At 58.7% G+C, this 12,612-nt stretch carries 12 protein-coding genes; 3 read left to right on the top strand and 9 right to left on the bottom strand.

The annotated features are described in order from the left end of the window. Nucleotides 1-106: 106 nt before the first annotated feature. The 9 genes from msrQ to mrcB all read right to left on the bottom strand — a co-directional run bounded on the left by msrQ (nt 107) and on the right by mrcB (nt 9,927). Entirely contained in the window at nt 107-727 is a 621-nt protein-coding gene (gene msrQ, locus HX790_RS15870; RefSeq protein ID WP_017139218.1) for a protein-methionine-sulfoxide reductase heme-binding subunit MsrQ, read from the bottom strand. Next, nucleotides 727-1,740, bottom strand: coding sequence for a protein-methionine-sulfoxide reductase catalytic subunit MsrP (gene msrP / locus HX790_RS15875; protein ID WP_017139219.1), 1,014 nt, complete (start codon nt 1,738-1,740; stop codon nt 727-729). Before msrP ends, msrQ begins: the two co-directional genes overlap by 1 nt. 63 nt (nt 1,741-1,803) lie before the next feature. Further along, nucleotides 1,804-2,661: a CDP-diacylglycerol--serine O-phosphatidyltransferase gene (gene pssA / locus HX790_RS15880; protein WP_056859782.1), complete on the bottom strand. Its 858-nt coding sequence runs from the start codon at nt 2,659-2,661 to the stop codon at nt 1,804-1,806. A gap of 144 nt (nt 2,662-2,805) precedes the next feature. Then, a complete protein-coding gene (ilvC, locus tag HX790_RS15885) occupies nt 2,806-3,822 on the bottom strand; it encodes a ketol-acid reductoisomerase (protein ID WP_003176099.1) in 1,017 nt (338 codons plus the stop codon). A gap of 47 nt (nt 3,823-3,869) precedes the next feature. Next, the gene (gene ilvN, locus HX790_RS15890; protein WP_003176102.1) at nt 3,870-4,361 is read right to left on the bottom strand and encodes an acetolactate synthase small subunit; all 492 of its coding nucleotides are present in this window, start codon (nt 4,359-4,361) and stop codon (nt 3,870-3,872) included. Between the two features lie 2 nt (nt 4,362-4,363). After that, nucleotides 4,364-6,088 (bottom strand): acetolactate synthase 3 large subunit, encoded by a 1,725-nt coding sequence (locus tag HX790_RS15895; protein ID WP_099547656.1) that lies wholly within the window; start codon nt 6,086-6,088, stop codon nt 4,364-4,366. 431 nt (nt 6,089-6,519) lie between these two features. After that, the gene (locus HX790_RS15900) at nt 6,520-6,849 is read right to left on the bottom strand and encodes a YqcC family protein (protein WP_017139221.1); all 330 of its coding nucleotides are present in this window, start codon (nt 6,847-6,849) and stop codon (nt 6,520-6,522) included. Beyond that, nucleotides 6,849-7,586, bottom strand: coding sequence for a M48 family metallopeptidase (locus HX790_RS15905; RefSeq protein ID WP_017139222.1), 738 nt, complete (start codon nt 7,584-7,586; stop codon nt 6,849-6,851). Before HX790_RS15905 ends, HX790_RS15900 begins: the two co-directional genes overlap by 1 nt. A gap of 16 nt (nt 7,587-7,602) precedes the next feature. Continuing rightward, nucleotides 7,603-9,927 carry a penicillin-binding protein 1B gene (mrcB, locus tag HX790_RS15910; RefSeq protein ID WP_099547652.1) on the bottom strand — a complete coding sequence of 775 codons (2,325 nt, stop codon included), beginning with the start codon at nt 9,925-9,927 and terminating at the stop codon, nt 7,603-7,605. Nucleotides 9,928-10,045: 118 nt separating this feature from the next. On the opposite strand from mrcB, the gene HX790_RS15915 reads away from it, so the two are divergent. The 3 genes from HX790_RS15915 to HX790_RS15925 all read left to right on the top strand — a co-directional run bounded on the left by HX790_RS15915 (nt 10,046) and on the right by HX790_RS15925 (nt 12,515). Next, nucleotides 10,046-11,602 carry a bifunctional aminoglycoside phosphotransferase/ATP-binding protein gene (locus tag HX790_RS15915; RefSeq protein ID WP_169987293.1) on the top strand — a complete coding sequence of 519 codons (1,557 nt, stop codon included), beginning with the start codon at nt 10,046-10,048 and terminating at the stop codon, nt 11,600-11,602. A gap of 93 nt (nt 11,603-11,695) precedes the next feature. Next, nucleotides 11,696-12,040, top strand: a complete 345-nt coding sequence (locus HX790_RS15920) for a pentapeptide repeat-containing protein (protein ID WP_017139225.1) — start codon at nt 11,696-11,698, stop codon at nt 12,038-12,040. A gap of 202 nt (nt 12,041-12,242) precedes the next feature. Next, a complete protein-coding gene (locus HX790_RS15925) occupies nt 12,243-12,515 on the top strand; it encodes a TfoX/Sxy family protein (protein WP_017139226.1) in 273 nt (90 codons plus the stop codon). Nucleotides 12,516-12,612 lie beyond the last annotated feature (97 nt).

The raw sequence follows: 12,612 nt of genomic DNA on the forward strand, positions 1-12,612 counted from the left end.
GCTGCCGAAAACTTCGTAACTCGTTGTTTACCAAGGAGTTTTCCGTTTCGGCTGCGCCGGAAGTGGGGCGAATTATAGACAGATATAAAACGCCGTCAATCCTTAATTACGCTTTTGTCGCAGAAAGTGGTTTTTTCGCAATAAGACGGGGAATCCGGCGCATCACTGGCGGGATGCGCAGCACTAGCAGCAGCGCGCCTATAGACGCATAGATCGCCCATTCCTTCAGGTCGGCCCGCACAATCCACAACATGTGCAACAAACCAAGCCCAAGAATCACGTACACCAGGCGATGCAGCTTCTTCCAACGGCTGCCCAACCGGCGCTGGCTATAACGATTGGACGTTACTGCCAGCACCAATAAGCCAAGGAACCCCAGCGCACCGACAATAATGTAGGGCCGCTTACGCAGCTCGACGCCGAACTGCGACCAATCCAGCCCGAGGATGAATACGCAGTACGCAGCCAGGTGCAGTGCCACATACGCAAAACACCACAACCCCAGCTGCCGACGCACGGCAATCCACCCTGCCCACCCGCTGAGTTTCTGCAACGGCGTCATACCTAGCGTTACCAGCAACAGGATCAGGGTCCCAAGCCCCAACCGATCCATCAACACTTTGCCTGGATCAGGCCCGAGCACAGAGCTCCACGCCTCATACAGCCAGAAAAATGGCCAGATCGCCGCGGCTATAAAGACGCCAATACGCCAGATCGGATAACGCATCAGTAGTTCTTCCGCAGGTCGAGGCCCGTATAGAGAGAAGCGACCTCATCCGAATAGCCGTTGAACATCTGCGTCTCTCGCACATTCGGGCTGAACAGACCGCTCGGCAAACGACGCTCACGCGCCTGGGTCCAGCGAGGATGGTCGACGGTCGGGTTCACATTCGCGTAGAACCCATACTCATTGGCCGCAATGCTTTGCCAAGTCGTCTTTGGCTGCTCGCTGACCAGGCTGATCCGCACAATCGACTTCACGCTCTTGAAGCCGTACTTCCACGGCACTACCAGACGCAGTGGTGCACCGTTCTGGTTCGGCAACTCCCGCCCATACATACCCACAGCCAGGATCGCCAACGGATTCATTGCTTCATCCAGACGCAGCCCTTCTACATAGGGCCAGTCGATCAAGCCGAAGCTGGAGCGCTGTCCCGGCATGCTTTTGGGGTCCTGCAGCGTTTCAAAGCGGATGTACTTGGCTTTAGCGGTTGGTTCAACCTGCTTGAGCAAGGCTGAAATAGGAAAGCCCATCCACGGAATCACCATCGACCACGCCTCGACACAACGCAGTCGGTAGATACGCTCTTCCAATTGATAAGGCTTCATGAAGTCTTCCAGGGCATAGCGCCCAGGTTTACCGACTTCCCCATCGATCACCACACTCCAGGGTTCGGTCTTGAGTGAACCGGCGTTCTTCGCCGGGTCGCCCTTGTCCGTACCGAACTCATAGAAGTTGTTGTAGTGGGTGGCGTCCTTGAACGGGGTGATGGCTTCGTCTTTTACCGTAACCGCCTGCCATTGGGTGCTGGGCAGCTTATCTGCAAACCAGCCTGGGGCATTGCCCGGCTCGACATCGGCATAACGCGCGGCATCTTCGGCACTCGCCCAACGCGGCAACGCAGTGGCCGCAACACCGGCCAGCGCACCACCGAGCAAGCTGCGACGCGAAAGATAGAAGGATTCAGGCGTGACATCCGATTCATGACAATCGGACGCTTTGGGGATCTTGATTAACATGGCAACTCCGCAGCATTGGAGAACTGATGCACCAATAGACTGCGGAGTATGGGGGAAATTACATTAAGGCAATGTTTTGTCGCGGCGCAGATGCAGCAGGTACTGAATCGGCCCCGACGCGGCATACACCAGGAACGCCAGCAGCAGAATACGTGGCGGATCACTGAACACGACCGCAAACACCAGCACCACCACCAGGATAGCCACGAAAGGCACGCGCCCCTTGAGGTCAAACTCCTTGAAGCTGTTGTACTTGATATTGCTGACCATCAGCATGCCGGCGGCTGCAACCATCAAGGCCACCAGGAACGACATCTTCGAACCCTGGATGCCGTAGTCACTGAACGCCCAGACGATACCGGCCACCACACCTGCCGCCGCCGGGCTGGCCAGGCCGATGAAGTAACGCTTGTCAGCAGTACCCACTTGGGTGTTAAAGCGCGCCAGACGCAACGCCGCGCCGGCGACATAGATGAAGGCAACCATCCAGCCGACCTTGCCCATATCACCCAGCGCCCAGGCAAATGCCAGCAATGCCGGCGCAACGCCGAAAGCTACCATGTCCGACAGCGAGTCGTACTCGGCACCGAAAGCGCTTTGGGTATTGGTCATGCGCGCCACCCGGCCATCCAGGCCGTCGAGCACCATGGCCACGAAGATGGCGATAGCCGCAAAGCCGAAATACTTGCTGGCACTCGCCGCATCACCCGCCGCCAATGCGCTTTGCGCACTCATGGAGTTGATGATGGAGTAGAACCCGGCAAACAGGTTCGCCGTGGTGAACAGATTGGGCAGAAGATAGATACCACGATGCCGGACCTTGCGACCTTCCGCATCATGCCCTTCTTCGACATGCTCATCGATCGGTAGCAGGCTTTCGGCGTCAGAGGCCTGGTTTGGCTCTTCGGGACGTTCGGTCATGGACTTTACCTTGCAACGGTGTGAAAAGAATTCGACAAATACTTGCAGCGCGTGTTCGCCCGCAAACGATGCAGCTTTATACCAGAACCCGCCCCCAAACGAAAAAACGCGGCCTAAGCCGCGTTTTTTCTGGATACGTACGACTTAGTTTTTGGCTTTGTCGACGATCTTGTTGGCACCGATCCACGGCATCATGGAGCGCAGTTGCTCGCCGATCACTTCGATACCGTGAGCGGCGTTGTTACGACGCTTGGCGGTCATCGAAGGGTAGCCGGTAGCGCCTTCGCTGATGAACATTTTGGCGTATTCGCCGTCCTGAATACGTTTCAGGGCGTTGCGCATAGCCTGACGGGACTCGGCGTTGATGACTTCCGGGCCGGTCACATACTCACCGTATTCGGCGTTGTTGGAGATCGAGTAGTTCATGTTGGCGATACCGCCTTCGTACATGAGGTCAACGATCAGCTTCAGTTCGTGCAGGCATTCGAAGTAGGCCATTTCTGGCGCGTAGCCAGCTTCAACCAGGGTTTCGAAACCGGCTTTGACCAGCTCAACGGTACCGCCGCACAGTACGGCTTGCTCGCCGAACAGGTCGGTTTCGGTCTCGTCCTTGAAGGTGGTTTCGATGATGCCGGTACGACCGCCACCAACGCCAGCAGCGTAGGACAATGCCACGTTCTTGGCGTTGCCGGATGCGTCCTGGTAGATCGCGATCAGGTCAGGGATGCCGCCGCCTTTGACGAACTCGGAGCGCACGGTGTGGCCCGGCGCTTTCGGCGCGATCATGATCACGTCGAGGTCAGCGCGTGGCACAACCTGGTTGTAGTGAATCGCGAAGCCGTGGGAGAAGGCCAGGGTGGCGCCTTTCTTGATGTTTGGCTCGATTTCGTTCTTGTAGAGCGCGGACTGGAATTCGTCCGGGGTCAGGATCATGACCAGGTCGGCAGCGGCAACGGCGGAAGCAACGTCAGTCACTTTCAGGCCGTGGGCTTCAGCCTTGGCAACAGTGGCCGAGCCTTTGCGCAGGCCAACAGTCACGTCAACGCCGGAATCTTTCAGGTTGCACGCTTGGGCGTGGCCCTGGGAACCGTAGCCGATGATGGCGACTTTCTTGCCCTGGATGATCGACAGGTCACAATCTTTATCGTAATAAACTTTCATGAGGTTCCTCTATATATCCAGGCCGTAAGGCCATTCGCTAATTTGGGTTAGATGCTGAGTACTTTGTCGCCACGGGCAATCCCGGTGACACCACTGCGTACGGTTTCCAGAATCGAGGCCGTCCCGATCGACTGGATGAAGCTGTCCAGCTTGTCGCTTGTACCGGTCAGTTGAACGGTATAAACGCTGGCGCTCACATCGACGATCTGCCCGCGATAAATGTCGGTGGTGCGTTTGATCTCGGCACGTTGGGCACCCGTGGCCTTGACCTTGACCAGCATCAGCTCGCGCTCGATGTGGGCACTTTCCGACAAGTCGACCAGCTTGACCACTTCGATCAGCTTGTTGAGGTTCTTGGTGATCTGCTCGATCACCTCATCGTGACCAACAGTAGTCAACGTCAGGCGCGACAGGGTCGGGTCTTCGGTCGGCGCCACGGTCAGGCTTTCGATGTTGTAGTTGCGTTGCGAAAACAGGCCGACAACACGAGACAGAGCGCCGGGTTCGTTCTCCAGAAGCAGGGAGATAATGTGCCGCATGATTAGGTACGCTCCGTCTTGTTCAGCCACATGTCGCGCATAGAGCCGTCTTTGATCTGCATCGGGTAGACGTGCTCGCTGGTGTCCACTTGAATATCGAGGAACACCAGGCGGTCCTTCATGGCGAACGCCTCTTCCATCTTCGGCTTCAGATCTTTCAAATCGGTGATGCGCATGCCGACGTGGCCGTAGGCTTCAACCAACTTGATGAAATCCGGCAGCGATTCCATGTAGGAATGGGAGTGACGGCTGTTGTAGCTCATGTCCTGCCACTGACGAACCATGCCCAGCACGCCGTTGTTCAAGCACACGATCTTCACCGGAAGACCGTACTGCAGGCACGTCGACAGTTCCTGGATGTTCATCTGGATGCTGCCCTCACCCGTCACGCAGGCGACGTCGGTGTCCGGGAAGCTCAGTTTCACACCCATGGCCGCCGGGAAACCAAAGCCCATCGTGCCCAGGCCACCGGAGTTGATCCAGCGGTTAGGCTTGTCGAACTTGTAGTACTGCGCAGCGAACATCTGGTGCTGGCCCACGTCGGAGGTCACAAAGGCGTCGCCCTTGGTCACTTCGCACAGGGTTTCGATCACGGTTTGTGGCTTGATGATGCTGCCGTCGCCCTTGTCGTAAGGGAACAGGCCGCGGTCGCCGCGCCATTCGTCGATCTGCTTCCACCAGCTGGCAACCGATTCCTTGTTCGGCGTTTCGCCGATGTCCTTGAGCGCCGCAACCATTTCGGTCAGCACGCTTTCTACCGGACCTACGATCGGCACGTCGGCCTTGATGGTCTTGGAGATGGACGCCGGGTCGATGTCGATGTGGATGATCTTGGCATTCGGGCAAAACTTGCTCGGTCCGTTGATCACACGGTCATCAAACCGCGCGCCCACCGCCAGGATCACGTCGGCGTGGTGCATGGCCAGGTTGGCGGTGTAGCTGCCGTGCATGCCAAGCATGCCGACGAACTGACGGTCCGTACCCGGGAATGCGCCGAGGCCCATCAAGGTGTTGGTTACTGGCAGGTTAAGCAGCTTGGCCAATTCGGTCAGAGGTGCAGAACCGCCGCCCAGAATCACGCCACCGCCGGAGTACAGCACTGGGCGCTTGGCCGCCAAGAGCATTTCTGCCGCCTTGCGGATTTGACCCGAGTGCCCACGAACGGCCGGGCTGTAGGAACGCAGTTTGGCTTTTTTCGGGAAGACGTATTCGAACTTTTCCGCCGGGTTGGTCATGTCTTTCGGGATATCGACCACCACAGGGCCCGGACGACCGGACTGTGCAAGGTAGAAGGCCTTTTTCATGACTTCCGGGATTTCCGACGCGTGCTTGATCATGAAACTGTGTTTCACGATCGGCCGGGAAATACCGATCATGTCGGTTTCCTGGAATGCATCGGTGCCGACCATGGTGCTGGGCACCTGGCCAGAAATGATCACCATCGGAATGGAGTCCATATAGGCAGTCGCGATGCCGGTAATGGCATTGGTTGCGCCTGGGCCGGACGTTACCAGCACTACACCGGCTTTACCGGTGGCACGGGCATAGCCGTCAGCCATATGGGTCGCGGCCTGTTCGTGGCGAACCAGGATGTGGGTAACAGCCGGTTCCTTGAACAGTGCGTCGTAAACATGCAGCAGAGCACCACCTGGGTACCCGTAGATATAGTCGACGCCTTCGTCACGCAAAAAGCGGACGAGCATCTCACCGCCAGATAAAAGCTCCACGTTGTTCACCTCTAAAACGCCAGAATACCGTCCGTTAAAAACCGACGGGTCTTAATAGGTTTACTTCTCAACAGAGCATGAGCGACGGTGGTCGCCGACTACGTCAGCACTGACTGAGCAAGTATTGGGATCGTCCCAAGTGTTGCGGGCTTTTCCCACCCAGCGCGAGGTAACGCGTTGCGGGTGTTACAGGTCGGCGCGGATATGCGCCTCATGATCTGCTGAGCGGGCCTGCTTCTGGCAGTCCCGATACAGCGGACTTTGGATTCTTCTGTTTCAGCCCCTTCAAGTCAAGCAATAATTGCGCTTTTTTCCAACTAAGCGCATGAGAACGAAGATTAAAGGGGCTTGAGGAGGGATAAAACTCGCCTGAATGTCGTCAAGCGGTAGAAATGTGCGCAAGACTGCCGAAAAACCCGGCAGTCAGGCAATTAACGAGCGTCGACGATCAATTGGTCGAACTTTTTCAGCGCATTGCGTAAGCCTATGCTTTCAAGCGGGCGATCGGCGTAAACCATCTCCGCCATCTCGAGGATCCCCGAAGCATTGGGCAATGGCAGGTCCTGCTCGAGGATCTGCTTCATGCGCACCAGGAAGATCCATTGCAGCCACTGGTGAAAGTCCAGGGTGTCCACCGAAAACGGCTCGACGCTGCTAAGCGCTTCAGCGCTGGGGGGCACTTCGTCCCACCAACCCTGCACACGTAACTCACGCTCAATCAGCAACAGCTGTTCGGCAATTGCCGGAAACCGTGCATCCATCAGAGGCTGACCTTGGCTTTTTGCCGCGCCTGGGCAGCACCGGCGGCGTCGCCTTGTGCGGCACGCGCGTCACCAATCAAAGCCCACAGGTTGGCTTGCAAGTCGGGGCGACCGTTGGCCAGGGTCAGGCCGCGACGGGCGAACTGCTCGGCTTGCGGCGCGTCGCCCTGGGCCATGCGCACCTGTGCCAGGCGATACAGCACTTGCGGCTCACGCGGCGCCACACGCTGGGCACGCTCAAGGCTCGACGATGCCCCGTTCAGGTCACCACCGGCCTGTTGCTGCTGGGCGGTGGTCAGCAAAGCCAGCACCGGCCCGTCCAGTTGCTCGTCAGCCGACAGGCCACCCGCGTTAGACGACGACGGAATACCGCTCGGCGTGGACGGCGGCATGTTGTAAGTGCCCTGGTTGATCGGCGCCGTCTGGATCGGCGCGGAGTTGGCCGGCCCCGAAGTGCTTGGCCCTGGCGTCCAAGGCTCGGCACTGATCGGCGCCGACGTCGCAGCACCGCCGCCCGGCACCATCACCACCACGCCCGAATCCTGCGGTATGGCCTGAGGCGTGGCTTGGGCAGGACGCTTGACCACGGTCTGACGGAAACCGCCAGTGGCCGAGATACGGTCGTTATTGGAAACGTTCGTGCTTGAGTCCACCACGGGAATCGAACCGCGCTGCACGCTGGAGCAACCGCCGAGCATAACCAAGGCGGTAATAGCTGGAATCCACAACTTGTTCACTTGAAACCCTCTTTGCTTAATGCATCCAGCCCTTGACCCAATCCATCACCGAATCCGCGTCAGCGGGGGCACTGCCACCGCACGCAGCACCGGCGGGTGGCTCGCTGCCGCGAATATACGGCATCTGTACCGCGCCCGGACAGTTGGCATCGGAACCCTGCCCGGTATGCGGATCAATCCAGGCCTGCACGATGTTGTCCGGCTGCGGCATGTTAAGCGGCAACGGATCGGCCTTGCGCATGAAACTGGTCCACACCTGCAGCGCACCGGTCGCACCAGTGAACGGGGTTTTGCCGTTATCGTCGCGGCCCAGCCAGACCACGGCCAGCACATCCTGGCCGAAGCCTGCGAACCAGCTGTCGCGCGAATCGTTACTGGTGCCGGTCTTGCCCGCCAGCGTCAGGTTCGACGGCAGCACGCTGTAGACCGAACGCCCGGTGCCTTCACGCATCACGCGCTGCATGGCGTTCTGGATCAGATAGATGGAACCCGCGTCAAAGCGCTGCTGGATCTGGAACGGGTAACGCTTGAGCGGTTCGCCATCGGCGGTCAGCACACTGCGAATGCCGCGCATCGGGGTATTGAAGCCACCGTTGGCGAGGGTCTGGTACATCGTCGCCACTTCCATCGGGGTCATGGCGCCAGCGCCCAGCAGCATAGACGGGAACGCCGGGAACTCACGGGTGATGCCCAGTCGTCCCAGGGTTTTCAGCACATTCGGCACGCCCACTTCAAGCCCAAGGCGCGAGGTGGAGATGTTGTAGGAATGCGCCAGGCCTTGGTACAGGAACACAGTGCCGTGGGAGCGACGATCAAAGTTCTGCGGCGTCCATACCTGGCCATCCGCCCCTTTGACCGACAGCGGGTCATCCGACAACCAACTGGTCAGCGTGTATTTGCTTGGTTTTTCCAGGGCCGTGAGGTAGACCGCCGGCTTGACCAGCGAACCGATCGGCCGCACCGCATCCAGCGCACGGTTGAAACCGGCAAAACTGGCCTGGCGGCTGCCAATCATGGCCTGCACCTCACCGGTTTCCGGGTTGGTCACGACCATGGCTGCTTCGACTTCATCCGAACCTTTACGGCCGGTCAGGCGTTTGAAGGTGTCGTTGACCGACGCTTCGGCTTTCATCTGCAGGATCGGGTCGAAACTGGTAAAGATCCGCAGGCCTTCTTCGGTCAAGTCTTCGTCGCGGTAATCTTCACGCAACTGGCGTTTGACCAAGTCGATAAAGCCCGGGAATGAACTGTCGGCCAGCTTGCCGCGCGTGGTCACACCCAGTGGCATTTTTTTCGCCGCCGCAACTTGTTCAGCGGTGGCTACGCCTTGCTGTTCAAGTACATCCAACACCAGGTTACGGCGCTCAAGCGCACGTTCCGGGTTGCGGCGCGGGTTGTAATAGGACGGCCCCTTGACCATCCCCACCAGCAACGCGACTTGATGCAATTTCAATTCGGACAAGGGCTGGCCAAAGAAGAATTGGCTGGCCAAGCCGAAACCGTGCACGGCGCGCTGGCCGTCCTGGCCGACGAACACTTCGTTGAGGTACGCCTCGAGAATCTCCTGCTTGCTGTAATGCAGCTCCAGCAGCATGGCCATCATGGCTTCGGTGAGTTTACGGGTGAGGCTGCGCTCGTTGGTCAGGTAGAAGTTCTTGACCAATTGTTGCGTGAGCGTACTGCCGCCCTGGGTCATCTTGCCGCCGGAGGTGTTGACCCAAATGGCGCGGGCAATCGACTTGGGCGACACGCCCCAGTGGCTGTAGAAATCGCGGTCTTCCACGGCGATCAGCGTATCGAGCAGGTACGGCGGCACCTGATCAAGCTTGATCAGGATGCGATCTTCGAGGTTCTTGGGGTAAATACCGCCGATCAACAGCGGTTCCAGGCGCACCACGGGCAACTTGGAGCCATTGAGCGACGACAGTTCGGCAACGTAATCGCCGGAGAAGCGCACGCGCACCGGCTGGGCTTTCTCCAGGCCTTCATAGAACTGGAAGCCACGGGTATTCAAATCGACGGTATTGCCGCTGACAGCAGCGGCGCCGGGGCCATTGCTCACGGGTTCGCGGCGATAGCCCAAGGCGTCGAGTTCGGTAAGGAAGTCTTCCTTGCTCAGCTTTTGGCCGGTGAACAATTCCAACGGGCGTGCGTATACCTTGGCCGGGATGGTCCAGCGCTTGCCGGAGAATTTCTCCTGCACCACGGCGTCGAGGTACACCGCGAAGCCTGCGAGCACCACAAGGCCTACCAGGCTCAGCTTGATGGCCCAGCCCAGCCACGGGCGCAGGCCGCGTGAAGGAGGTTTTTTACGGGAACGGGGAGATCGGGTTCGAGTCATGGCGGCGGATTATACGCACTTTATTGAGGATCAACATGAGCCGGACAGCGGTTTGCACGACCGACCGTAACCGCCATAATGCCGGCCATGATTTCCCCCAGACTTTGAAGGATCGCCCGTGAGCCAGTCCCTGATCGCTGCCCTGCAAAACCCGGCTTTGTATCCCCATCCGGTTGAAGCGTTTCAAGTCATTGAGACCCATATTTCCTGGGTCATACTGACCGGCCCCTATGCTTATAAGCTGAAGAAGCCGATGAACTTCGGCTTTCTGGATTTCACCCAACTGGATGACCGCGGCCACTTCTGCCGCGAAGAGCTGCGCCTCAATCAGCGCCTGACCGAAGATTTGTATCTTGACGTGTTGCCAATCACCGGCAGCGCCGAAGCCCCGCAATTGGGCGGTGATGGCCCAATCATCGAATACGCGCTGAAAATGCGCCAATTCCCGCAGAGCCAGTTGCTCAGCACACTGCAAGCCAATGGCGAGGTTACCAGCGCGCACATTGATGATATGGCCAAGCAGATTGCGCACTTCCACCTCACTGCGCCGAAAGTGCCGCAAGACCACCCTGCTGGCACGCCGGATGAGGTGATGGCACCGGTTCGGCAGAACTTCGACCAGATCCGCCCGTTCCTCAGCGACAAAGCCGACCTGGCTCAACTCGAAGCCCTGCAAGCCTGGGCCGAAGCCAGCTTCGAACGCCTCAAGCCACTGCTGGCCCAGCGCAAACTCGAAGGCTTCACCCGTGAGTGTCACGGTGATATCCACTTGGGCAACGCCACCCTGATCGATGGCCAGGTGGTGATCTTCGACTGCATCGAGTTCAACGAGCCGTTCCGCTTCACCGATGTGTATGCCGACACGGCCTTTCTGGCGATGGACCTGGAAGACCGCGGCCTCAAATCCCTGGCGCGCCGTTTTATCAGCCAGTACCTGGAGCTGACCGGCGACTATCAGGGCCTGGAAGTGCTGAACTTCTATAAAGCCTACCGTGCACTGGTGCGCGCCAAGGTGGCGTTGTTCAGCATGCCGAGCGAGGCCAGCCCGGTGCAACGCGCCACCACCCTGCGCCAATACCGCAACTATGCGAACCTGGCGGAAAGCTACAGCACTATTCCATCGCGCTTCCTGGCGATAACCCACGGTGTTTCGGCCGTCGGTAAAAGCCACGTGGCCATGCGTCTGGTGGAAGCCTTGGGTGCCGTGCGCCTGCGTTCGGATGTGGAACGCAAGCGCCTGTTTGGCGAACAAAAGGTCGAGAACACCCCGCAAGCCGGTATCTACGCCGCCGAAGCCAGCGCTGCCACCTACGCTCGGCTCAACGAAATCGCCGATACCGTCTTGCGTGCCGGCTACCCGGTAGTGCTGGACGCGACCTTCCTGAAAGGCGCACAACGCGACGCCGCCGCCAGGATTGCCGAGGCAACGGGCGCGCCCTTCCTGATCCTCGATTGCAACGCACCGCAAGCCGTTATCGCCAGCTGGCTGGCGCAACGTCAGGCGGATAAAAACGATCCTTCCGACGCGACGCTCACCATTATCGAAGAACAACAGGCCAACCGTGACCCGCTGACCGCCGAAGAGCTGCTGCTGAGCAAACGCGTGGAAACCAACGAAAGCGGCACACTCGACGCTCTGGTAGCGCACATTCGCCAGCGCCTGCCCGGTCTGTAAGAAATATTTCTTGGTCGTGTCACCGATCTTCGGTGCACGACCGAGCAATAGTGGCACTATAATGGCGTCATAATTCCAACAGGAGTCGCCGTCATGAGTCAGCCCAAGCTTCTTGATACTCCGCTCTACGCACTCCTGCATAAAGACGACATCCGCGGCTTCAACCAGGAACGCCCCAAAGACGGCCCCATCGACATGCGTGGTGGCGACTTCCGGGGGTTGGACCTGCGTGACCTGAACGCCACGGGCGTGGATTTCACCGACGCCTACTTCCGCTCTGCCGACCTGCGCGGCCTGGACCTGCGCGAGTGCTCGCTGGAAGGCGCCAGCCTGGCCCATGCGCAGATTTCCGGCACCTACTTCTCCCCCGAACTGACGGCTGACGAAATCCTCATGTCGGTCAATTTCGGCACTCGTTTGCGCTACCGCACCAAGTAACTTCATCTTTCGGGCCCCAGCTACGCCTCACGCGTAGCGGCGCCTCCTGCCTGCTTGTCGGCAACACCCTCAAGAATTCTTATAAGCTTTTCAGCCGTTCCTGACCAAAGAACCACGCTTTTCCTACTGAGCGCTACACTCCTTTTCAGGCTTGCCTGGTCACGATACCCACCGCACCATTCGGCCGTCGCAAGGAGGCTTGATGAACGATGAGCTGCAACACCTGAAAAACCTGGGCAAGACGTCGGCGCAGTGGCTGCATGCGGTGGGCATCCACAGCGCGTCCGACTTACGTCGCCTGGGAGCTGTCGATGCCTACCGAGCCGTGCGCACTCGCGGGTTTCGGGCCTCGAAAGTGCTGCTGTATGCAATCGAGGGAGCCTTGATGGACGTGCATTGGAACGACATCCCGACGGAACGCAAGGAGGCATTGAACCGTCAGTTGGAAGCGATTTCAGCGCGTCAGAAAATTTAGGTCTGCAGAATCCCCAATGTTCATGGGCAGTTCGAACACGTGTTTGAGAAAAACGGCAGATCGTTGAAAAACAGATGTTGACTCTCAAATGAGAATC

This window comes from Pseudomonas sp. IPO3747 (genome assembly GCF_013385245.1).
GTDB lineage: Bacteria > Pseudomonadota > Gammaproteobacteria > Pseudomonadales > Pseudomonadaceae > Aquipseudomonas > Aquipseudomonas edaphica.